This is a genomic window from Chitinophaga cymbidii (assembly GCF_007992715.1).
Classification (GTDB): domain Bacteria; phylum Bacteroidota; class Bacteroidia; order Chitinophagales; family Chitinophagaceae; genus Chitinophaga; species Chitinophaga cymbidii.
Window position 1 is genome coordinate 685,281 of the sequence record NZ_BKAU01000002.1, and the last position, 22,873, is coordinate 708,153.

Below are 22,873 nucleotides of genomic sequence, written 5' to 3' on the forward strand. Positions count from 1 at the left end.
TTTAAACCATTTATCATGCAAAAGTATATTTTACTGTTAACTGCAAGCTTGATGGTGATCTACAGTACATCCTGCAAGAAATTCATAGAAGAAGACCTTGTCAGCACACTGACGTATGACCATTACAATACGGACCAGGGGCTGGAAGACCTCGTGCGCTCCGCCTACACGCCCGTGAAATGGAAGTTCGAGAACGAGCAGGCATATACGTTGTGGAATTTCGGGGTGGATGAATTCATTCTCGGTGATCAGTTCAATCACAGTTATCTCAATACATACGATGCCGGCCTGAATTCTTCTACCGGTTTTCTGAACGGGATGTGGACCAACAATTACAGCGGCATCAACCGCTGTAACCTTGGCCTGGAAAGGATCTCGGCATACAGCAATCCTGCTTCCTCGCTGCTGGGCACACAGGCGCAGAAAGACCAGCGGCTTGGCGAGCTTTATTTCCTCCGCGGCCTTTATTACTTCCAGCTGGTGCAGCAGTTCGGCGGCGTGCCGCTGGTGCTGGAATCCAGCAGCGGCGTTCGTACGGACTTTGCCAGGGCTTCCGTGCCGGCCATTTACGAGGTCGTTATCTCCGACCTGCGGAACGCCTCACGCCTGCTGGCGCCGAATGAAGCGGCGGAAGGAAGGGCCACCAAGGGCGCGGCGGATCATTTTCTCGCAAAGGCTTACCTCACAAGAGGCAGCGCCGTGACGGACGTACGCGGGCAGAAAGCGACGGATATGGACAGTGCGGCGTACTTCGCGGAGCAGGTGATCAACGGCGGCGTTTTTGTGCTGGAATCCGATTACAGGAATCTCTGGAACGGCGCTTATGTGAAAGGATATCCCCGGCCCACCGTTACGCCCATTGGCTCGGACGGGCAGCCGCCTTATAATTTCAACGGCGCCAGCAGCATTCCTTCCGGAGAGATCGGCAACATCCAGGCGGCCAATAACAGCAAGGAAGTGATCTTTGCCGCACAGTTCAGCGATAACCAGAACCTCGCGGGCACAGGCAACCGGGTGCATGAATATTTCCTCATGCAATACGATGCGGGCATTCCCGGCCTTGTGCGGTCGGCGGACAACTGGAACGGCCGCCCTTACCGCCGCATGTCGCCCTCTGCATACACGCTGGACCTGTTTGACTACAGGAACGATTCCCGCTTTTATAAAAGCTTCAGAATGGCTTATTACAGCAACACCATTCCCGCGAACCGCGCGCTTTTCACCGCTTCGGACGCTCCTGACCCTTCGCTGGTGGGGAAGCCGAAAGTGGCGCTGGGAGATACGGCGGCGCTGTTCGTGATGAATACGCCGGCCACGGCGCTGACGACGGTGCAGCGCGCGCAGTACCGCTACATGGTGTTTGCCCGGTATTACCGCGATGCGGATAATGCCTTGCTGGAAGGCTTTAACAACAACAAATATCTTTCCCTGCAAAAGCACCAGGACCCGGTGCGGGTGACCAGCAATTTCAATGAAGAAAGAGGCGTGCGCAACGGCATCCTCGCGCGCCTGGGAGAAACTTACCTGATCGCGGCTGAAGCGTATGGAAGGAAAGGCAATTATGTAAAAGCGCTGGAATATGTCAACAAAGTAAGGGAGCGGGCCGCGTACCACGACGGCGAGCCGAAAGATCCGCATTACTGGATGTTCGACGGCGGTGCGTACGACGATATGAACAGCACCTATGCGAACATGATCGCCACCACTGCATTATTCACCACCAATGCGGCGAGCGAACAGTATCCGCCTGCCGTTACCACTACGGAAGACCGCTTTATTCATTTCATGCTCAATGAAAGAACGAGGGAGCTGTGCGGGGAACTGTACCGTTGGGAAGACCTGGTAAGAACAGAAACGCTGTATGACCGCGCGAAGCTGTTCAACAAGGATGCCACCGGTATTGCGCCGCATCACAAGCTGCGGCCGGTCCCGCAGTTGCAGATCGATCTGACGACGGTGGACGGGCAACCGATGAATGCGGAGCAGAAGAGAGCGTATCAGAATCCGGGGTATGATTGAGCCTTGCGGGTATGTATATATACAACAGCGCATCCGGATTTCGGATGCGCTGCTGTGCTTTTGCTGATAATCTTTTATTGTGCTTTTACAATTTCCAGCAGTTCCACATCAAACACCAGCGTGCTGTTCGGTGCGATCTTCGCGCCGGCCTGGCGTTCGCCGTAGCCCAGTTCCGCCGGAATGAAGAGCTTCCATTTGGAACCGGTGGGCATCAGCAGCAGGGCTTCCGTCCAGCCTTTGATCACGCCGGAAACACCGATGGTCAGCGGTTCCCCGCGTTCAATGGAACTGTCGAACGTGGTGCCGTCTACCAGTGAGCCGTGATAATGCACTTTCACTTTGTCCTGCGCAGTGGGTTTCGGTCCGGTGCCTTCTTTGAGCACCAGGTATTGCAGGCCGCTGGGCAGCGTTATCACGCCGGGTTTTGTTTTGTTCTGCTCCAGGAATGCAATTCCGGCAGCCTTGTTCTTTTCAGCTTTTTCAGCTTTCAGTTTCTGTAAATATTGGCTTACGCTCATAGATCCTTTTTCTGCGGAGATCAGCGGCGTTTTTCCCGCGTAATGATCTTCGATGGCGGTGAATAAGAGTTTCAGGTTCAGTGAATCCAGTCCCTGTCCTTTCAGCATTTCGCCGAGATCGTTCCCGATCGCGTAGCTGACGGAATCGAGCTGGTTAGACAGGGTGATGGCTACCGGCACGGGTGCTTCGGCGGCTTTTCTTTTCTTTTTCCTTTGACTAAAGGCGGTTTGCACTATCAGCACGCTCAACAAGCTGATAAATAGGCATTTTCGTATCATATTAGCAGTTTATCTATATTTTGAGCTGCAATATAATACATTATTCAATCCGGCTCCATATTTCGCTGATGGGGTCGCCTTTGGAGCTTTTGCCGCTGTGGTGCCATGTTTTGCCGTTCACTTTGCCGTCGAATGACAGGCTCATGCCCACGCGGGAGTTGTCGCGGGAGAAGAAGCCGATCGTTTCCGTGTATTTTCCGTTTTCGAAGGTGTAGGTGCCGCCGCCGGTGCCGAAGAATTCTTTGGTCTCGGGGTTGATGGCGGCCCATTGAAACCTTGTGCCGGAGAGTATTTTGAGCGTTTTGCGGGGGCCGGGGCGCATAGGGTCCATTTTCCCGTTGTTTTCCCGCGCGGTGATACGCCAGGTGCCTGCGAGGTCCGCCTTGCCGTCGTCGATGCGTTCCCATTGCTCCGTTTTACCGTCGCAGGTGATGGAAAGCTGCTTGTTGTCTTTCAGCATATAGGTGCAGTTCCGGGCGGTGCCGATATTGTCCTTGTCCGCCGAGTTGAACTCGATCGTTTCTTTCAGCGCCTGCTGGTCAGCATCGATCGTTCCGCCGAGGGTGCTCACGAATTGCTTACCGGCCTGGTCAAAGATGGTCTGCATGAAGTATCCGTCCTGGATAACGCGCACGGTCTGGGGCTCCGCCGTGCCCTGGAGCTTCCAGGCGCCGGTCAGCTCGTCCTGCGCCGTGGAAAGATGTGTGGAAAGCAGCAATGCCGCTGCAGCAAACAATTGTTTCATAGTGCGTAATTTTTAACGTGTTAATTACCTGATCACCGGCAGCACGATCTGTGACGGATGCGCGGCGTCGTGGAATATTTTGATGTCTGATTTGATGAAATCTTCGTCTTTCGCTCTATAAATATCCAGAAATTGTTGCGGATTACGGTCTACCAGCGGAAACCAGCTGCTTTGCACCTGTATCATCAAGCGGTGCCCTTTTTTGAAGGTATGCGCTACGTCCGGCAGGGTGAATTTTACGCGCGCCGGCTGTCCCGGTACAAAAGGCTGCGGTTCCTCCATGCTGTTGCGGAACTTGCCGCGGATCACTTCTCCACGCACCAGCATCTGGTAGCCGCCCATCGGGTAGGTGGATGACGTGTACCGGGAATGTGCGGTGGGAGCGGGCTCGCCGCCATAGGTGAAATCATCCGGGAACACGTCTATCACTTTCACTACAAAATCGGCGTCCGTTGTGCTGATGCTTACCTGCAAGTCCGCAACAACCGGGCCACCCAGGGTCAGGTCTTCCGTCAGCGTATCCGTCTGAAACACCAGCACGTCCGGTCTCCGCGCCGCAAAACGCTGGTCGTCGTTCATATAACTGATCGTGCGCGTGAAATGCACATCTTCCGTATAAGGCACCGGTTTGGCGGGATCGCTGGTGTATTCGCTGGCGGCACTGGCAGCGGCAGGCTTTTGAAAGCCGAGCGCGCCGCCGGGTTGCAGGTAAATGGGCGTGGGCTGCATGTTGGCGGGCGGCCAGGCGGGCAATTGCCGCCACTGGTTTTCGCCGGTGAAGAACACGGTAGCTTCCTTGATGTCCGGCGCGGGGCCTTTCCCTTTCAGGTGATAGTCGAAAAACGGCAGCTCGATGTGCTGCTGGTACCAGGTGGAAGTATTGCTGCCGAACCGGATGTTGCCCATGTAGGTACCGTCGTTATCCGCCCACTGGCCGTGATACCAGGGGCCCATCACGATGCGGTTGTCCGTACCCCGGCTTTGCGTTTCAATGGCCTTGTAGGTGGCCCAGGCGCCGAAGCAGTCCTCCGCATCAAAAGTACCGCCCACGATCAGCATCGCCGGTTTTATATTCTTCAGATGCGGCCGCACATTTCTCGCTTTCCACCAGGCATCGTACACGGGGTGCGCATACAGGTCTTTCCAGAAAAGGATGCTGTCGCCCATCATCTTCGCAATATTGGTCAGCGAACCGGCATCGAGATAAAATTTATAATTGTCACGCACCGGGTAAGGGTAGCCGGTGGGGCGGACAGTGGTAGGCTGCGGCCGCGGCTTGCCGAAAGACGAGTAAAAGGCGAATGCATCGTTCAGAAAAAATGCGCCGTTATGATGGAAGTCGTCACCAATGAACCAGTCCGTTACCGGGGCTTGCGGACTAACGGCCTTTATCGCCGGATGCCCGCTTAGCGCGGCCATGGTAGAGTAAAACCCGGGATAGGAGGTACCTATCACGCCTACACGGCCATTGTTGCCGCTGATGTTTTTGATCAGCCAGTCCACCGTATCATAGGTATCGCTGGCTTCGTCGATGTCCTGTTTTGTTTTTTTATGAGGATTGAAAGGGCGCACGTCCACAAAAGTACCTTCGCTCATCCACCGGCCCCGCACGTCCTGCTGCACGATGACATAGCCTTCCCGCAGGTAATGCATCAGGTAGCGGGTGTGGAACGCCGGCAGCCTGCCTTCGCCGTAAGGAGCGGAGGAATACGGCGTACGGGTCATCAGGATGGGATGTTTTTCCGTATTGTCTTTTGGAAGATAAATGGCCGTGAAAAGTTTTTTGCCGTCCCTCATCGGGATCAGTACTTCCTTTCTTTCGTAATTTTCCTGTACCCAGAGTGAATCGCTGTTCACCTGCGCATGGATCGCCAAACAGATGGTGTGGGTTAGCAGGAGTAGCAGTCCTTTTTTCATTACGGTTGTTTTATATGCTACTTAAATATAAGCGATCTTGGGTATCTTCATTAAAATTCTACATATATGGCAAGACCTTCAGCACAGGATTACGCGGAATTTTATCATACATATGTATCGCTCGTGCCGGAAGACGATATCCTGCAAGCCTTTACCAGCCAAACCACGGCTACGCTGGAATTTTTGGACGAAATCCCGGAAGAGAAGCTGGACTATGCCTATGCTACCGGTAAATGGACGGTCAGGCAGGTATTGCAGCACATGACGGATGCGGAGCGCATCTTCGCATACCGCGCGCTGCGTTTTGCCCGGAAAGATATCACGCCGCTGCCCGGTTTTGAGGAGAATGCATACGCCGCTGAGGCGAATGTAGCGCACCGGGACTGGGTGGACATGATCGAAGAGTTCCAGCTGGTGCGCCTGGCCTCGGAGCACCTGTTCCGTTCGCTGAATGAGGAGGAGCTGCAAAGAAAAGGCGTGGCCAGCAATGCTCCCATTACCGTGCTCAGCCTGGGGTATATCATTATCGGCCACGCCATGCATCACCAGCGGGTGATCGCGGAACGTTACCTCTAAAACATGAACATGTTCCGTCCGCCGTCCATGCGGCGGTTGCCGCCTTTGGGCTTCGCCCCGAATTTCGAGAAGTTCCAGGTAGCGGTGAGCATGAAGTATTGCTCCACAATATCCGTCTGCACATCTTCTATATACAGCTCGTTCACCATGCGGCGGACGCTGGTGTTCTGCCGCAGCAGGTCGAACGCGGAAAGCTTCAGCTGCAGGCTTTTGTCTTTGAAGAAATCGTATGCCAGGCCCATGTTCCATAACACTACGTGTTGCTGGAAGCCGGGTGTGATGCGGCTGTTGTAGGAATAGTTCACATCATTGTCCCACGAGAAGTTCCCCGGCCAGTAAAGCGTGGTGCCCAGCGTTGCGCGCTGCACAAAGAAGCTGCCCTGCGTGCTGTTGGCCGGTTTATAACGGGCATCCGTATACGTTGGGCGGTAGCTGGTGCTGATATCCAGCAGTTCCTTCCAGGCGTAGTTGAACATCACATAAGGCGAGTAGCTCCAGTTCAGCGCAATGTTACGGTAAAGCGTGGTGTCGCCGGCAGCGTTGCCGGTGTTGCTGTAGCTGATATTCCTGCTGCCGTTGATAAAAGCGCCGCCGCTGATGCGGTACTGCATGTCCTTTGTTTTTTTGGATTTGCTCAGGGAAAAATTCGCGTTCATGTTGTAAGCGCCATCCACGTTAATCGTCTGTGTAGTCCTTTCTCCTTTCGAATTGATGAAGCTCGCTGTGGAAAAGCGGTTCAGGATAGGGCTGAACGTAACGCCCGAAAATACGCCGATGCCGTTGGGCGTAAAGCGGTCGTAACCAAACCGGATCTGCTGCGAGAACGATGGCTTCAGATCGGGATTGCCGATGCGCACGTTCAGCGGATTGGTGTTATCCGGCACCGGCTGCAATTGTTCGAGCGTGGGTTGCTGCATGTTGCCGTTGTAGCCGAGATTGATATAGCCGCCGTTCTTCAGCTTGTAGCTGACGCGGGAGTTCGGTGCAAAATTGGTCTGGTATTGTTTTAACGAGGTGTTGGTGGTATACGAATAGTTGTCCAGCAGGTTCAGGTACAGGCTACCGCCAACGCTTACACGCCATTTTTCGCTGTTGTGCGAAAGCACGAGGTTGGGCGTCTGGCTGGTGTTGATGGTGCGGAACCTGTTGGTATAGGCATCATCCAGGTCAGTATAGGTTTTGCTGTCGGGATCATAGTTATAGGTCTGCCGGTTGGATGAGTTGGCGTTGTAGTCAAAGCCATACCCGGCGGTCATCTTCCATGTGGCGGACAGGGGTTCGGTATAGCTGATGCTGATGCGGTAGCGTTCGTTTTTGTTGTCCGCTATGGTCAGCTGGTCCACATGCCGGTCGTCCGTCACGGCTTCATTTTCATAATATTCCACATCGCTGCGGTTATAAGCATCTTCGTTATAGGTGGTGTAGTTGTTGGTGAATTGCAGGCCGATGCTGCGTCCTTTTTTCCGCAGCTGTTTTGTGAGGCCGAGGGTGTTGGAGAAGTTGTGATTGGTGCTTAATGCGCGGTTGGAGGATTCGTTGGTGTTCACCAGGGAGCCGTCTTCTGCTGTTGTGATTTCGTTGCCGCTGGCGTTGCTGCTGGCTTTCGTATAGTCGTAAGCGGGTGCAAGCGTCAGCCGGAGCGTGGAATCCAGTTCTATATCGAAGTTGAAGTTTACCCGGTGATTGGCGTTCCTGCTGTATCCGTTGCGGTCGCTGCTGGTGAACAGGTGGCCGTCGCCGTTGAGGTATTCGCGGGTGTTCAGCGTGCGGAAGCGGGCATCGGAGTTGTTGAAGAAGTAGCTGTTGTTCACATCGGTCTTGTTCCATTTGTCGTTATAATTATAACCGATCATGGAGGTCGTGCGGATGCCGTCGCCCGTGCCGCCGAAACCGATGCCGTTGATGGCGAATGAGCCGTTAGAATTGGAGTTGATGACGATGCCATTTTTTGTATTGATCGTGCTGAATATCTCGGATTGGGTAAAGCCCACTTTGTTCAGGTTGTTGGAAGACCCGAGTATGCTGATCTGCCGCGCGCCGTTGAAGGCATTCGCCATGCCGCCCAGCTCAAAGCGTTCGTCCGTACCGCCTCCGGCGGAAAGCCGTCCAAAGAGCCCCTTCTTTTTATCGGCCTTCAATGTAAGGTTGATCGTTTTGTCTTCCCCGTCTTTCTGCACGTTCATCCGGGCTTCCTGTTTGGTTTTGGTATCTACTACCTGCACTTTTTCAATAATGGCGGAGGGGAGGTTTTTGGTAGCCAGCTTGGGATCGTTGGCAAAGAATTCCCGTCCGTCTACCAGGATGCGGCTGACCTTTTTGCCGTTTACGGTGATGTTGCCTTCCTCGTCGATGTCCACGCCGGGGAGCTTTTTCAGCAGGTCTTCCACTACGGCGTTGGGCCTTGTTTTGAACGAGGAGGCGTTGAACTCGATCGTGTCCTGCCGGATGGATACCGGGGGGCGGTTGCCTTCTACTACTACGGTATTCAGCTCATGCGGCGCCGGCGCCAGTATGATGCGGCCCAGGTCTGCGGGCCTGCCGGGGGGCAGCGTTTTGATGTGGGTATGATAGCCGGTATAGGAAACGAGGAAGCGGACGGGCTTGTCCGCCGGGATGCCCTGGAGGCGGAAAGCACCGCGTTTGTCGGTGAGGGTATAGGTGATGAGGCTGCTGTCTTTGCTGTCCTGCACGGTAACGGTAGCCATTTCCAGCAGTTCATGGCTGGCTGAATCGGCCACGGTGCCTTTTAATTCCATCTTTTGCTGGGCGCGGGCGTGCAGGGAAGCGATCAAAACAAGCATGAGCGGTACAATTCGTAACATGGAGCGGTATGATTTCGGCTAAATTACGAATATTTCGTAGAAAAACGAATTTGCTAGTTGTCTAGCGATAATTTCGGAGTGGGACGCCTTTTTTCTGCCGTCAATCCGGGTATTCACGATAGACATTGTAGGAATGGAAGGTCTTTGTTATAGCGATCCGGATGGGAAAAGCCTTTACCAGATTATATGTAAAACGTAGATAAGCCATACATAATTCATATCTTATTGGGATGGCTTATTTATGAGTCACATATGACTTACATATGGCTTACATATGTGTTATCCTCCGTAGGTCGCTATGGGAGAGGGTTTGCTGGGACATTTATTTTACATAAGGGTTACTGACGGACTGTAATGGATTGATTATCAGATTGAAGAAGTGCTAATACAAAAAAGGCGTCCCTTTTTGGAGACGCCTTCTTTGTATGTTTCTTAAGAAGATCAGAATTTAAACCCTGCGCTCACGGAGAGCCTTCTGGGCATTTGTTTTTCTACGGTCGTCCATCCACCGAAATATTCCTTATTGGCAATGTTGTCCACCTTCACCGCGAGGCGGCAGGCGTTTAACGTGTAGAATACGGAAGCATTCAATATCGTGTAGGAGGGCAGCGTAAAGATGCCGACAGCCGCGGAGTTGGTGATCAGGTTCTCGCTGGCGTAGTTACCGCCGAAACCTGCGCCCAGCCCCTGTAGTTTACCGCCGGTGGCAGTATAGCTCACCCAGAGGTTGGCCAGGTGCTCGGGACCGGCAGTGGTGGGCCGCAGGCCATTGTCTTCCTTGGATGCTTTGAGCTTGCTGGAGTTGTAGCTATAGCCGGCTACTACGTTCAGGCCGTTCACCGGGTTGGCGGTAAGGTCTGCTTCAATGCCGCGGCTGGCCTGGGTGCCGTCCTGGATAGTATAGTTATAGTTAACGCCATCTACTTCCATGGAAGCGGAACGGGTCATGTTGCTTACGGCCAGGTCGTAGTAGCTTAATGTAAAGTTCAGGCGGTGGCTCAACACATCCAGTTTGATACCTCCTTCGATCTGGTTGGCCTGCTGCGGTTTCAGCGTAGGGTCCATGCCGGGAGGCGGGGCAGCCATGGGTGCAACGTTACGGAAGCCGTTCATGTAGTTGGTGAACAGGCTGACCTTGTCTTTTACTACCTGGTATACCAGACCGAATTTGGGTGATACGGCAGTTTGCGAGAAGTCCCCGGAAGTGGTGCCGCTGACATAATTTTTCGTGCCTTTGTTTTCGAAGTGATCAACCCGCAGGCTCAGCATGGCGCTGAAAACATCGGTGATATTCAGCACATCGGAAATATAGGCGCTGTAAGTATTGATCAGGGTGCGGTTGCGGGTATGCCCGGTGGTAAGCTGTGCCAGCCTTGCATCAACCGCCTCCTTGTTAAGTTGTGAATAGTTCGGGTCTTTGGGGTCTACTGCATTTACCAGGTCGAATACCATGTAAGGAGAGTGGTTGTTCACTGTTTCCATGCTAAGGTAATCCAGACCGATCACCATCCTGTTACGCAGGCGGCCGATATGGAAATCGCCGATAAAATTCTGCTGGATGTCTGTGGTGATGGCGGTGGAGTTCTGCTTGTAAACATAACGGCTGAGCGTGGTGTCGTTGGGCCTGCCGTTGGCGTCGAGGAACATCACGTAGGAATAATAGCCATCGCTTTTGCGGTTGCTGCGGGAGATATTCGTTTGTGAAGTCCATTTGTCAGACAGCTTGTAGCTCATCTGGCCAAAGAGGTTCACCGTAGGCGTTCTGTTGGTGATATCGTTGCTGGTGAAGGAGCGGTTAAAGTCGATGCCCAGCTCTTCCGGCGTACGCGCGAAAAGCGGACGGGAGCGGTTGAGGAATACCATGAGCGTGTTGGTGCCTTCACCATCGAAAAACTCCGCATTCACGTTAAACGAAAGGCGGTCGCTGGCTTTGTAGGAGAAGCTGGGCGCCAGGTAAACGGACCTTCTGAACCCGAAATCCTGGAAGCTCTTCTCATAGTGATAAGCGCCATTCACGCGGAGCAGGGCTGTTTTGTCCTCATTCAGCGGCGTGTTGATGTCCGCTGTAACACGGTTCAGGCCGAAGCCGCCGCCGGTGTAGGTGATCTCTCCGCCGAATGTTTCATAAGGTTTTTTGGTAACGATGTTGATCAGGCCGCCGAAGGAGATCAGGCTGCTGCCGAACAATGTGCCGGAGGGGCCTTTGATCGCTTCTATGCGCTCGATATTGGCAGGGTCGATGTTACCGTTGGTAACGCCGGCGATGCCGTTGATCATTGTAGGCTGTACGCTGAAACCGCGCATGGAGAAGAATCCTGCGCCGTCACCGGGCCGGCCGGTGGAAGACCAGAGCCTGCTCACGCCCGGGGCGTTCTTGATGGCGTCGTCGAAAGTGGTGATCACCTGCTCTTTCATCAGTTCCTTGCTCACGGTATTGTATACCTGCGGGTTTTCGAGGTTGGAGATCGGCAGGCGCGCGATGTGCTCGCTTTCCTTTTTGCCGAACTTGTTCAGGTTGCCCTTTACGATCACTTCCTGCAGCTGGGTGTCTGACAGCTGCAGCTGAATGTCCACATCCGCTGTTTTCCCCGCTTCTACGGTCACATTGCGCTCGGTAGAGGTGAAACCCACCAGCGATACCAGGAGCACGTACTCTCCCGGTTGCACCTTGCGGAAAGTGTATCCGCCTTTTTCATCGGTCACTACGCCGCGGTTCTTGTCCTTGATCTGGATGGTCACGTAAGGTGCGGGTTGGCCATCGTTGGTGGTGATGGTGCCTTTGATGGTTCCGGAGGGATTTTGTGCCTGGCTGGTGGTCATAAATCCGGTCAGCAATAGCAGTAGGTACGTTAATCTTTTCATCATTGTTTATTGTTATACGGCCGGTTGGCAAAAACCACGGCCGGTGGTCAGTTGAAAATCGTGCCGCAAAGGTCGGGGTGTGGGAGGGGGCATTACAATCAAAAAGGGAAAAAAGTTTACGCAATCGGGAATTTTTTTGATCGCAACCAGGAATTTTTCGATTGACGGGCTAAAAAAGCAAGAGGCTGTACCGGTTAAGGTACAGCCTCTTAATAATCAGGTGGTATTTGTTATGCTTCCGCTTCCGCGTAGGCGCTTGTGGGCTCGCAGGTGCAGATCAGGTTCCTGTCCCCGAACGTATTATTCACGCGGCTAACGGACGGCCAGAACTTGTTCAGCTTCACGTATTCCAGCGGGAACGCGGCCTGCTGGCGGGTATACGGCCTGTTCCATTCGTCCGCGGTCACCACTGCCTGGGTGTGCGGCGCCTGTTTCAGCACGTTGTTCGCTTTGTCGGCCTTGCCTTCTTCTATCGTGCGGATCTCTTCGCGGATGGCGAGCAGCGCATCGCAGAAGCGGTCCAGTTCCGCTTTATCTTCACTTTCTGTCGGTTCTATCATAATGGTGCCGGGCACGGGGAAGCTCATGGTGGGGGCGTGGAAGCCGTAGTCCATCAGGCGTTTGGCCACATCTTCCGCTTCAACGCCGGCGCTGGTTTTGAACGGCCGCAGGTCCACAATGAATTCGTGGGCGCAGGTGCCGCTGACGCCGGTGTAGAGGATGTCGTATGCATTTTCCAGCCTGGCCTTCATGTAGTTGGCATTCAGGATGGCGTATTCCGTTGCCTTGCGGACGCCTTGCTGGCCGAGCAGGCGGATGTAAGCGTAAGAGATCAGCAGGATGCTGGCGCTGCCGTAAGGCGCGGCCGATACGGCGTTTGCGTGATGCGTTCCGTTGTTGGATGCCTGCAGGCTTACGTGTGAAGGCAGGAACGGCGCGAGGTGCTTCGCCGCGCAGATGGGGCCCATGCCGGGACCGCCGCCGCCGTGCGGAATGGCGAAGGTCTTGTGCAGGTTCAGGTGGCAAACGTCCGCCCCGATCAGGCCGGGAGCGGTCAAACCTACCTGTGCGTTCATATTGGCGCCGTCCATATACACCTGTCCGCCGTTTTCGTGGATGATATTACAGATGTCTTTCACGCTTTCCTCGTACACACCGTAGGTGGAAGGATAGGTGATCATCACGCCGGCCAGGTTGTCTTTATGCTGTTCCGCTTTTGCTTTCAGGTCTGTTACATCGATATAACCATTCTCCAGCGCTTTTACGATCACCACCTTGTAGCCTGTCATGACGGCGCTGGCGGGGTTGGTGCCGTGCGCGGAAATGGGGATGAGGATGATGTTGCGGTGCGCTTCGCCGCGGCTTTCATGATATCCTTTGATGGTCAGCAGGCCGGCGTATTCGCCTTGCGCGCCGGAGTTCGGCTGCAGGCTGCAGGCATCGAAAGCAGTGATTTTGCAAAGATATACACCCAGCTCGCGGACGATCTGCTGGTAGCCGTCGGTTTGTGCCAGCGGGGCGAAGGGATGCATCTTGCTCCAGTGGTTCCAGCTCAACGGGATCATTTCGGATGCCGCATTCAGTTTCATGGTGCAGGAGCCGAGGGAGATCATGGAAGTGTTGAGGGAAAGGTCTTTATTTTCGAGCGTTTTGATATAACGCATCATTTCCGTTTCGCTGTGGTGCGTGTTGAACACGGGATGCAGCAGGTAGCCGGATGTACGTTGTAACGCAGCAGGGATGCCGTTTGTGGCCTTTTCCACTTCAGCATCTGTTACGGTTCCCGCACCGAAGATGGCGAGGATGGCGTTCACATCTTCCACGGAAGTGGTTTCATCCAGGGAAATGCCGAATGACTGTGCGTTGATCTGGCGGAAGTTGATGCCGGCTTCCTGCGCTTTGGCGAGGATGGCAGCGGCGTCCGCGGATTCAATGGTAATGGTATCGAAGTGGCTGCTGTTGCGCAGTTGCAGTCCGGCTGCTTTCAGTTTGGCGGACAGCGCGGCGGTGAGCAGCGTTGTTTTCAGGGCGATATTCTTCAGTCCCTGCGGGCCGTGATACACCGCGTACATCGCGGCCATATTGGCCAGCAATGCCTGTGCCGTACAGATATTGGAAGTTGCTTTTTCGCGTTTGATGTGCTGCTCGCGGGTTTGCAGGGCCATACGCAGCGCGCGCTGGTTCTGTGCGTCGATGCTCACGCCGATGATACGGCCGGGAATGGCGCGTTTGAAATCATCTTTCGTGGCGAAGAAAGCCGCATGCGGTCCGCCGAAGCCCAAAGGCACGCCGAAACGCTGTGCGCTGCCCACGGCGGCGTCCGCGCCCAGCTCTCCCGGAGGGGTGAGCAATGTGAGCGCCAGCAGGTCCGTTGCCATGGCTACGTAAGCGCCGGCAGCGTGTACTTTCTCAATGAACGCGCGGTAATCCGCTACGTTGCCGTCCGCATCCGGGTATTGCACCAGCGCGCCGAAGAAATCGGCCGTAATGTCCACCGTGTTATAATCACCGAATACGACATCAATATGCAGCGGCGTGGCGCGGGTGATCACCACGTCTTTCGTTTGCGGGAAAATGCGTTCGTCCACAAAGAACTTGCCGCGGGTAATATGATCATGGTCCCTGTTGAGGGCGTTGAAAAACATGGTCATGGCTTCTGCCGCCGCGGTGGCCTCGTCCAGCAGGGAGGCGTTGGCGATCGGCAGGGCGGTAAGGTCGCTCACCATAGTCTGGAAATTAAGCAGGCTTTCCAGGCGGCCCTGGGAGATCTCCGCCTGGTAGGGCGTGTATTGGGTATACCATCCCGGGTTTTCGAAAATGTTCCGCAGGATCACGCTGGGCGTGATGGTATCATAATAGCCCTGTCCGATGTAACTCTTGAATACTTTGTTCTTGAGGGAAATGTCTTTCAGCTCGCTGAGGTAAGCAAATTCGCTGACCGCTTCCGGGATGTCCAGGTCGCTTTGCATGCGGATCGCCGCAGGCACGGTTTTGTTGATCAACTCATCCAGTGATCCGATGCCGATCTTGCCGAGCATTTCACGGGTCTCTGCTTCATTGGGGCCGATATGGCGACCAACGAATTCATTCTTGAACGTATTCAAAAGATTCATGATGTAAGCAGGTATTTAAGAAAAGAATGCGCAAAGCTATGATGTTTTTAAGCAATCGCCAAACCACCCGTGGAAGGCGGAAAGTAGGCTGATAAATGGGGCGCTTTACGAGGGTTGATTGTCATAAAATCATCATAGCTTTGCGGAAAATTCACGAGGGATGTCTGATATACTCGCCGGCTGGCAGGTAAAAGCGAAGGAAGCACAGAAGGCCAACAAGCAGTTCCTGCAGAAAATGCAGACCAAGAAAGGCAAAGGCGCGGAAAAGCTGCTCCCGGACCTGCATGAGGAGGCTTTTGAGAAAATTGATTGCCTGCAATGCGCGGGCTGCTGCAAGTCTATCAGCCCCCGTTTCAAAACGCCGGACATCAAAAAAGTATCGAAGTTCCTGGGAATAAAGGAATCCGCATTGATCGAAACCTACCTGCGGCTGGATGAAGATGGTGATTACGTGGTGAAACGCAGCCCATGCCCCTTTCTCGGAGCGGATAATTATTGCAGCATTTATGACGTGCGGCCGGGGGATTGCAGGAATTACCCGTATACGGACAGCCATGAATTTTTCAAGCGCCCCAATACTACTTATCTGAATTCTACCATTTGTCCCGCAGTGTTTTATGTGTTGGAGCGGTTAAAGGGGGCGGGTATTTAAAACGCTGCTGCTTTCCCCTGGTAAAAGCCGGCCACGTCAACGCCGCCAGTCCAGCTTCCGCATGGCCGGTGAAATAATATAGGTCGTGATCACCACCCCAAGCGTCATGCATCCACCAAACACCACCGAAGCCACCGGCCCCATGATCCTCGCCGCCAGCCCGCTTTCAAACGAGCCCAGCTCATTGGACGAGCTGACGAAAACCGAGCTGACGGAAGACACCCGCCCGCGCATATCATCCGGCGTTTTGAGCTGCAGGATGGTTTGCCGGATGATCATACTCACGCCGTCCAGCATGCCGCTGGCGAACAACGCCAGCAGTGAGAGCGCGAAAGTTTTGGATAGTCCGAATATGATAATACAGATGCCGAAGCCGAAAACAGCCGCCAGCAGCTTCAGTCCCGGTTTTGTTACGATCGGCCGGTGGGCCAGCACCAGCAGTATGATGCAGGAGCCCACGGCGGGCGCGGCCCGCAGCATGCCGAAGCCTTCGGCGCCCACGTGCAGGATGTCCTGCGCATAAATGGTGATCATGGCCACCGACCCGCCGAAAAGCACGCCGAACATGTCCAGCGCCATGGCGTTCAGCAACACTTTGGTATTCCAGACGAATTGCAGTCCTTTTTTCAGCCTTTCCTTCACCGTTTCACCGATGTCCTTGAAGTGGACCGGTTTTTTACCGATCTGCATCACGGCGGCCAGCGCCAGCAGCATGAATCCCAGCACTACCAGCATGGCCCAGTGCACCCCCAGCCAGGCGATGCACAGCCCGCCCAACACTGGTCCCGCAATAGCGCCGGTTTGCCAGGAGGACGTGCTCCAGGTGGTAGCGTTGATGTACAGCTCGCGGGGCACCAGCACCCCCAGCAGCGAGAAATTGGACGGGCTCACAAAGGCCCTCAGCACTCCGCCACAGAACAGCAGCACGTAGATCATCATCAGGATCGCGCTTTGGGGAATGCCCGCCACGAGATCGTCCCAGGTCAGCATAAAAAGCCCCGCCCCGATCACCAGGTATCCCATCAGGCATTTCATCACCATGCCCTGCTTTTCCCGCTTATCCACAATGTTACCGGCAAAAAGCGCGAGCGAAAACGCGGGAATGAACTCTGCAAGCCCCATCAGGCCAATGTTCAGCGGATTTTTTGTAAGGGAGTAAACTTTCCATTCGATAATGGAGAACTGCATGGAAAGCGCAAAGATGAGAGCAAAACGGATGACCAGGAAGAACTTGAATTCTTTGTATCGCAACGATGCATACGGGTCATTCTTCGGTTTGATAGCTTCGTCCAATCTGTAAGGTTTTAAAGGCGTCACAAAAATAAGGCTTCTCATTCCGCTAATCAATTTTTTTGCCATCGTTTGATACAGATGATTATTTTTAACATCTCTAAAAATTCCGAACCGGTATGAAGCCATTCAATTTATTTTTATTGGGCATGCTGCTGCCTTTCAGCGCCACCTTCGCGCAAAAGGCGCAATTGCAGCTGGTGACCGACCAGGTGCCCTCGCCCGTTTGCATGGCCGTTCCCGGCGACGGTTCCAACCGGCAGTTCGTGCTGCAGAAAGAAGGAAAGGTCTGGGTGATCCGCAACGGCAAGCTCCTGCCCGAACCATTTATCGATGTCAGCAGCGAAATGGTAAAGATCAATCCCGCGTACGATGAACGCGGACTACTGGGCATGGCTTTCCATCCGCAGTTTGCCCGCAATGGCAAGTTCTACCTCTATTACAGCGCGCCGGCTGCCGACCGCGGCAGGGGCAGGAACCACAAAAGCGTCATCAGCGAGTTCCGGGTGGCGAAGCCAGGCGATAATACCGCTGATCCATCTACCCGCCGTCTTGTTATTGAATTCGATCAACCCGAATCCAATCACAACGGCGGTGATATCATCTTCGGGCCGGACGGCTACCTCTACATCGCCAGCGGCGATGGCGGCGGTGGTGGCGACCGGCATGGCAGCACTGGTAACGGGCAGGACCTCGGCAGCCTCCTGGGGAAGATCCTCCGCATCGATGTGAACGGCAATCCTTACAAGGTCCCCGCGGATAATCCTTTCGTGAAAACCAGCGGCGCGAAAAAAGAAATATGGGCTTACGGCCTCCGCAATCCCTGGCGCATTTCGTTCGACAAAAGCACCAAAAAGCTGTGGACCGGCGATGTGGGGCAGAACAAGTACGAGGAAGTGGACATCATCACCAAAGGCGGCAACTACGGCTGGCGCATCATGGAAGGATACCACGAGTTCAACGTGCCCGCGGGCGCGGATAAAAGCAAGCTCATTGCCCCGGTGCATGAATATGATCATGACGACGGCATCAGCATCACCGGCGGTTACGTGTACCGCGGCAAAGCCGTGCCGGCATTGCAGGGCCGCTACGTTTTCGGGGATTATAACGGAAAAACGTGGACACTGGCGCAAAAAGGCAACAAATGGGAGCGCAGCGACCTCGTGTTCGCAAATAAACCGGACGGCAACGTACAGCTGTTGAGCTGGGGCCAGGATGAAGCCGGCGAATTATACATGCTGGTAACCATTCCGCACGCCAACGGCGTAAAAAGCGGCGTGTACAAGCTCGTAAAATGATGGACCGGCGCTTACGGATTATGAGTGGCGGTTTGGATCGCCCAAATGGCAAACAGCCGCTATTTCAAGCATGATATTTGTCATTTTTGCCGTAGTAATATTTTGTTAAAACACCGTATACGCCTCATCAGATGAGGGAATAGGGTTATATTTGATAAAGCGGGATTCCGCCATTGATCATTCGTAATTGAATTGGCTATGAAGATGAAACTGAAAGTGTTAATACCGGTATTGCTGATCTGCATATCGGCTGGAATATTTGCTTTTGCCAGGATAGGAGGAAAAGAAGATCCCCCGGGCAGGTATGAGGCGATCATCACACTGGTCGGACAAATACTCAAGGAAGGCCATTATCAACCTAAAACAATTGATGATGCCTTCTCGAAGCAGGTGTTTAAAAAATATCTCCGCAGCCTGGACGGAGAAAAGAAATTCTTCCTGAAGAGCGATATCGACGCGCTGAAACCATTGGAAACACATGTGGATGACGAGCTGAACGGCGCGCCGCTGGAAGTGTTCAACCAGACCAACGCCCTCGTCAAGAAAAGGGTAACGGAGGCGGCCGCCATCTATCCGGCGATCCTCGCCAAACCGTTCGACTTTACCAAAGATGAAAAGATCGACATGGACCCCGACGCAACGGACTGGCCGGCAGACGACGCAGCCCGCACCGAAGCATGGCGCAAATCCCTGAAGTACCGCACCCTCGAAAAATATTCCGAGCTGATCGACCAGCGGGAAAAGGAAAAAACAAAGAAAACAGACGCCCAGCTGGAAGCGGAAGCCCGCGAAAAAGTGAAGAAGGTGTACGACCGTTATTTCGACCGGCTGAAGAACCGCATGAAAGACGACGAACGTTTTTCGCTATACGTAAACGCCATCACCACCACGATGGACCCGCACACCGATTACATGCCGCCGCTGGAAAAACGCTCCTTCAACGAGCAGATGTCCGGCAAGTTCTACGGCATCGGCGCGCAGCTGCGTGAGGAAGAAGGCCGCATCAAGGTGGTGAGCATCGTCACCGGCTCGCCAAGCTGGAAACAGGGGCAGCTGAAAGCGGACGACGTGATCCTGAAAGTGGGTCAGGGCAAGCAGGAACCGGTGGATATCGGCGGTTATGCCGTAGATGAAGCAGTCACGCTGATCCGTGGTAACAAGGGCACGGAAGTACGCCTCACGGTGAAGAGCGTAGACGGTACTACCAAGACCATCAGCCTGGTCCGCGACGAGATCAAACTGGACGATACCTTTGCCAAATCCGCCATCATCACTGGTCAGCATAAGATCGGATATATCTATCTACCCGAATTCTACGCAGACTTTAACGACCGCCAGGGCGCATTTTCTTATGATGACGTAGCGGAAGAGATCAAAAAGCTGAAAGCCGAGAAGGTGGACGGCATCATCCTGGACCTCCGCTTCAATGGCGGCGGCTCCCTGCCGGACGTGATCAAGATGGCCGGCCTGTTCGTACCCGAAGGCACCATGGTGCAGGTACGTTCCCGCGGCGGTGAAACGCAGCAGCAGAAAGACCGCGACAAAACCGTGCAATACGAAGGGCCGCTGGCGATCATGGTGAATGAATTCAGCGCTTCCGCCTCCGAGATCATGGCCGCGGCCATGCAGGATTACAAACGCGCCGTGATCATCGGCAGCAATTCAACCTTCGGTAAAGGCACCGTGCAGCGGCTGCTGGACATGGACAATTTCGTGCGTACGGACCTCGGCGGCTCACTGGGCGCCATCAAGCTGACCGTGCAGAAATTCTACCGCGCCAACGGCGGCTCCACCCAGCTGAAAGGTGTGATCCCCGACGTGATCCTGCCGTCGCCCTACTACGAAGTGGGTGAGAAAAAAGATGAAGATGCCCTGCAATGGGACGAGATACCCAAAGCCGATTACACCACCTGGAACGAGCCGGTGAACGTAGCCACCCTCAAAGCCAAAAGCGCGCAGAGGGTCGCCAATAACGAAGCGTTCCAGATCATCAACGAGAACATCGCCATGCTGAAGAAGCTGGAAGAGCAGAAAAGTTATCCGCTGAACCTCAACGCTTACAAGGCGGACGAAAAGAAAAACGCCGCGGCGCTGAAGAAATATGATGCGGTGAACGACAAAGTGCAGCCGCTGAATATCGCCAGCCTGAAAGTGGACCTGGCGAAAATACAGGACGACACAGTAAAAATGGCGCGTAACCGCGACTGGCTGAAGTTCCGTACCCGCGACGCTTACCTGAGCGAGGCGGTGAACGTGATGGAAGACCTGATCATGCAGAGCTATCCGAAGCTGAAGAACAATTACACCGAGGCCAAAACGAAGGAGCCCCGGTGATCTATAAAGGAGATTTTATAAAAGAGGGTGTATCAGCATTGCGATGATACACCCTCTTTTTTGTGCGGGGACGCGCCCGTCTTATTTTTTATTTTCCACCGTGATGTCGATCACTTTCTTCGTCTTTTTCAACCGCATCTTTTCCGGAACGCTGGCCAGTATTTCTTTTTTGAAAGCTTCTATAACGGCCTGCTTGATGAAATAGCGGTGGGTCACCAGGCTGATCTCGCGGACCGGCTCGGGCGTCTTGAAAAACCGCACCATATTCATCTGGCGGGCAGACAGGTCCTGCAGGGACAGCTCGGGCAGGATGGTATACCCCTCATTCAGCTCCACCATGCGTTTGAGCGTTTCCACACTGCCTGTATTGTATTCCAGGTTCCTGAACTCGCCCATGCTGAACTTGTCCCGGCAGATATTCAGCACCTGGTTCCGCATGCAATGCCCCTCGTTCAGCAGCCAGATATCTTTCGTATCCAGGTCTTCCGGGTGAATGACCTTTTTATCCGACAGCTTGTTGCTTTTGGCCGTAAACACCACGAAGGTTTCGTAAAAGAGGGGGTGTTCTTCGAGGTGCTGGTTGTGCAGCGGCGTGGCCAGCAGTCCGCAGTCCAGCTGCTCCTGCTTGAGTAACTGAATGATCTGTTCGGTGGAGTATTCCCAGACTTCCAGCTTCACTTTGGGGTATTTTTTCATGAAGGCGGTGAGCACCCTAGGCAGGAGGTAGGGGGCGAGGGTGGGGATGATGCCCACTTTCAGCGTACCCTGCACTTCTTTTTTCTGGTCGGCGATGATCTCGCGGATGCGGGCGTTCTCTTTCAGGATCACGCGCGCCTGCGCGATCACGGCGGTGCCGATCTCCGTGGGCACCACGGGCAATTTGCTCCGGTCAAATATCTTGACGCCCAGCTCGTCTTCCAGCTTCTGGATCTGCATGCTGAGCGTTGGTTGTGTTACAAAACATTTATCGGCGGCCGTTACAAAGCTGCGGTGGGTGTCCACCGCCACCACATATTCCAGTTGAACCGTTGTCATAGTGGGGCAAAATTAGCGATTAAATGAAGAAAGCGCATTACAAATGCGGAAGCATTCATAATGCGCTTTTTATATGGGCTGGGCCATACTTAAAATATCCTGTAACGGTATTTGATCTTTTCTACGTTCAGCACCAGCTCCCGCATGTTGAGGGAAGCCTGTATCTCCTGTACCGCCTCGTTTTTGAGGTTCCGGAATTCGGCCTGCTTGCTTTCCACGATGCCTTTTTCGGCGAGGCCATTGTCCTGCGCCAGGCGAAGGGAATGGTTCACTTTGTTATAGTAAGCGTCCAGCAGGCTGAAGTATTCGTTGTAAAGGTTCTCGAAACGCTTGGTCTGCAGCACGAGGTCTTCCAGCTGGTTATTGGCTTCTTTCAGGTTGGCGTTCTCCTGCAGGAGCTTTTCGTAGTCGATCTTCTTGCCCTTGGTGTACTTGGCTTCCATCTTGGCGAAGAAGTCCACCACCTTTTCTTTTCTGAAATCGATGAAATATTCGTTCAGCGATTCCGCGATCGTTTTATTTCCTCTTGCCGGCAGGGGCATTTTGAGCACGTTGGCGGTGAAGGCCAGGTGATCGTACATATTGTCCTGCAGCAGGGAAAGCTGGTCTTTATTGAAATTCAGCCCGAACTCGAACTTCTGGTTCGCATCGTTCAGGGCGGTATAATAGATCACATATTTGTTCAGCTCCTTTTCAAACTCCTGTAACAGCTTGTGGTTGATGGCTTTATTGCTTTGGGCCACGCTGTGCAGGAAATTCATCACCGAGCTGGCGATGGCCAGCGGCGGCGTGAGGGAGGTAAAGCTTTTGAAGATCGGGCTGTTGATGATGGATTTGGTGGATTCCACCAGCTTGGTATTCCGTTCGTTCTTGTCACCTTTCCCTTTCAGGATGATCTTTTCCACGAGTTCCACCACCCGGTCGCTCAGGGAGAAACCAAGTTCCTTGCTTTCCGGGTTGTTGAGGGAAGTGATGAATACGTCCAGGTTACTGGTCGTAGTCCTGGATTTAAGGTCGATGATCTTCTTATTGAGCAGATAGTAGGTATCGGAAGCGTAGATCAGGTTATTCTTGATCAGCTCATATTTGGTACTGTTGTCTATCTCTCTGCCACGTGTCAACTCGCCGATGATCTGGGAATTTTGCCGGTCGTTCTCCTGGACCTTTTCCAGCTCTTCCATGATCTTTTTGATCGTGGTGTCTGCGGTGCGGACCTGCGGAGATTTGATCTCCTGCTGGGGCTTTAGTACAGGTATGGTGTCCTGGCCATAGATATTCAACGTCACAAATCCGGTCAGCAGCAATGGCATCATCCATCTGGTTAGCTTCAGCATGCTTAAATATCCTTTTTTTTATGTTAAGAAAATCTAAAAGAAAATATAATGCCAAAAATTCCTAAGCTGCAAAGATAAT

At 53.7% G+C, this 22,873-nt stretch carries 14 protein-coding genes; 5 read left to right on the forward strand and 9 right to left on the reverse strand.

Annotated elements, in window-relative coordinates; genetic code table 11:
• Window positions 1–15 precede the first annotated feature (15 nt).
• Window positions 16–2,019 carry a RagB/SusD family nutrient uptake outer membrane protein gene (locus tag CCY01nite_RS14025; protein WP_146862676.1) on the forward strand — a complete coding sequence of 668 codons (2,004 nt, stop codon included), beginning with the start codon at window positions 16–18 and terminating at the stop codon, window positions 2,017–2,019.
• A gap of 74 nt (window positions 2,020–2,093) precedes the next feature.
• Here CCY01nite_RS14025 and bamJ read toward each other — a convergent pair whose 3' ends face one another.
• The 3 genes from bamJ to CCY01nite_RS14040 are packed head-to-tail and all read right to left on the reverse strand — an operon-like array spanning window position 2,094 to window position 5,478.
• Window positions 2,094–2,816 (reverse strand): BamJ family beta-barrel-assembly machinery protein, encoded by a 723-nt coding sequence (gene bamJ, locus CCY01nite_RS14030; protein ID WP_146862679.1) that lies wholly within the window; start codon window positions 2,814–2,816, stop codon window positions 2,094–2,096.
• Between the two features lie 40 nt (window positions 2,817–2,856).
• A complete protein-coding gene (locus tag CCY01nite_RS14035) occupies window positions 2,857–3,561 on the reverse strand; it encodes a DUF4488 domain-containing protein (protein ID WP_146862682.1) in 705 nt (234 codons plus the stop codon).
• A gap of 24 nt (window positions 3,562–3,585) precedes the next feature.
• The gene (locus tag CCY01nite_RS14040) at window positions 3,586–5,478 is read right to left on the reverse strand and encodes a CocE/NonD family hydrolase (RefSeq protein ID WP_146862685.1); all 1,893 of its coding nucleotides are present in this window, start codon (window positions 5,476–5,478) and stop codon (window positions 3,586–3,588) included.
• Window positions 5,479–5,544: 66 nt separating this feature from the next.
• Between CCY01nite_RS14040 and CCY01nite_RS14045 the strand changes: the two genes are divergently transcribed.
• Window positions 5,545–6,054: a DinB family protein gene (locus CCY01nite_RS14045; RefSeq protein WP_146862688.1), complete on the forward strand. Its 510-nt coding sequence runs from the start codon at window positions 5,545–5,547 to the stop codon at window positions 6,052–6,054.
• On the opposite strand, the gene CCY01nite_RS14050 is transcribed toward CCY01nite_RS14045, so the two are convergent.
• The 3 genes from CCY01nite_RS14050 to gcvP all read right to left on the reverse strand — a co-directional run bounded on the left by CCY01nite_RS14050 (window position 6,051) and on the right by gcvP (window position 14,851).
• Window positions 6,051–8,876, reverse strand: a complete 2,826-nt coding sequence (locus tag CCY01nite_RS14050) for an outer membrane beta-barrel protein (protein WP_146862691.1) — start codon at window positions 8,874–8,876, stop codon at window positions 6,051–6,053. The genes CCY01nite_RS14045 and CCY01nite_RS14050 overlap by 4 nt on opposite strands.
• A gap of 441 nt (window positions 8,877–9,317) precedes the next feature.
• Window positions 9,318–11,741 carry a TonB-dependent receptor gene (locus CCY01nite_RS14055; RefSeq protein ID WP_246129934.1) on the reverse strand — a complete coding sequence of 808 codons (2,424 nt, stop codon included), beginning with the start codon at window positions 11,739–11,741 and terminating at the stop codon, window positions 9,318–9,320.
• Between the two features lie 227 nt (window positions 11,742–11,968).
• Complete coding sequence (gene gcvP, locus CCY01nite_RS14060; protein WP_146862693.1) at window positions 11,969–14,851, reverse strand: aminomethyl-transferring glycine dehydrogenase; 2,883 nt, start codon at window positions 14,849–14,851, stop codon at window positions 11,969–11,971.
• A gap of 160 nt (window positions 14,852–15,011) precedes the next feature.
• Between gcvP and CCY01nite_RS14065 the strand changes: the two genes are divergently transcribed.
• Window positions 15,012–15,503 carry a YkgJ family cysteine cluster protein gene (locus tag CCY01nite_RS14065; RefSeq protein WP_146862695.1) on the forward strand — a complete coding sequence of 164 codons (492 nt, stop codon included), beginning with the start codon at window positions 15,012–15,014 and terminating at the stop codon, window positions 15,501–15,503.
• Between the two features lie 36 nt (window positions 15,504–15,539).
• Here the strand turns inward: CCY01nite_RS14065 and CCY01nite_RS14070 are convergent, their stop codons facing one another.
• The gene (locus CCY01nite_RS14070; protein ID WP_246129935.1) at window positions 15,540–16,796 is read right to left on the reverse strand and encodes an MFS transporter; all 1,257 of its coding nucleotides are present in this window, start codon (window positions 16,794–16,796) and stop codon (window positions 15,540–15,542) included.
• 116 nt (window positions 16,797–16,912) lie between these two features.
• Here CCY01nite_RS14070 and CCY01nite_RS14075 point away from each other — a divergent pair, with 116 nt between their 5' ends.
• Entirely contained in the window at window positions 16,913–18,091 is a 1,179-nt protein-coding gene (locus CCY01nite_RS14075; protein ID WP_146862701.1) for a PQQ-dependent sugar dehydrogenase, read from the forward strand.
• Window positions 18,092–18,289: 198 nt separating this feature from the next.
• The gene (locus CCY01nite_RS14080) at window positions 18,290–20,425 is read left to right on the forward strand and encodes a carboxy terminal-processing peptidase (protein ID WP_246129936.1); all 2,136 of its coding nucleotides are present in this window, start codon (window positions 18,290–18,292) and stop codon (window positions 20,423–20,425) included.
• 81 nt (window positions 20,426–20,506) lie between these two features.
• Here CCY01nite_RS14080 and CCY01nite_RS14085 read toward each other — a convergent pair whose 3' ends face one another.
• Together CCY01nite_RS14085 and CCY01nite_RS14090 are read right to left on the reverse strand one after the other, a co-directional pair.
• Window positions 20,507–21,460, reverse strand: a complete 954-nt coding sequence (locus tag CCY01nite_RS14085) for a hydrogen peroxide-inducible genes activator (protein WP_146862704.1) — start codon at window positions 21,458–21,460, stop codon at window positions 20,507–20,509.
• An 89-nt stretch (window positions 21,461–21,549) separates the two neighbouring features.
• A complete protein-coding gene (locus tag CCY01nite_RS14090) occupies window positions 21,550–22,794 on the reverse strand; it encodes a hypothetical protein (RefSeq protein ID WP_146862707.1) in 1,245 nt (414 codons plus the stop codon).
• Window positions 22,795–22,873: the final 79 nt, after the last annotated feature.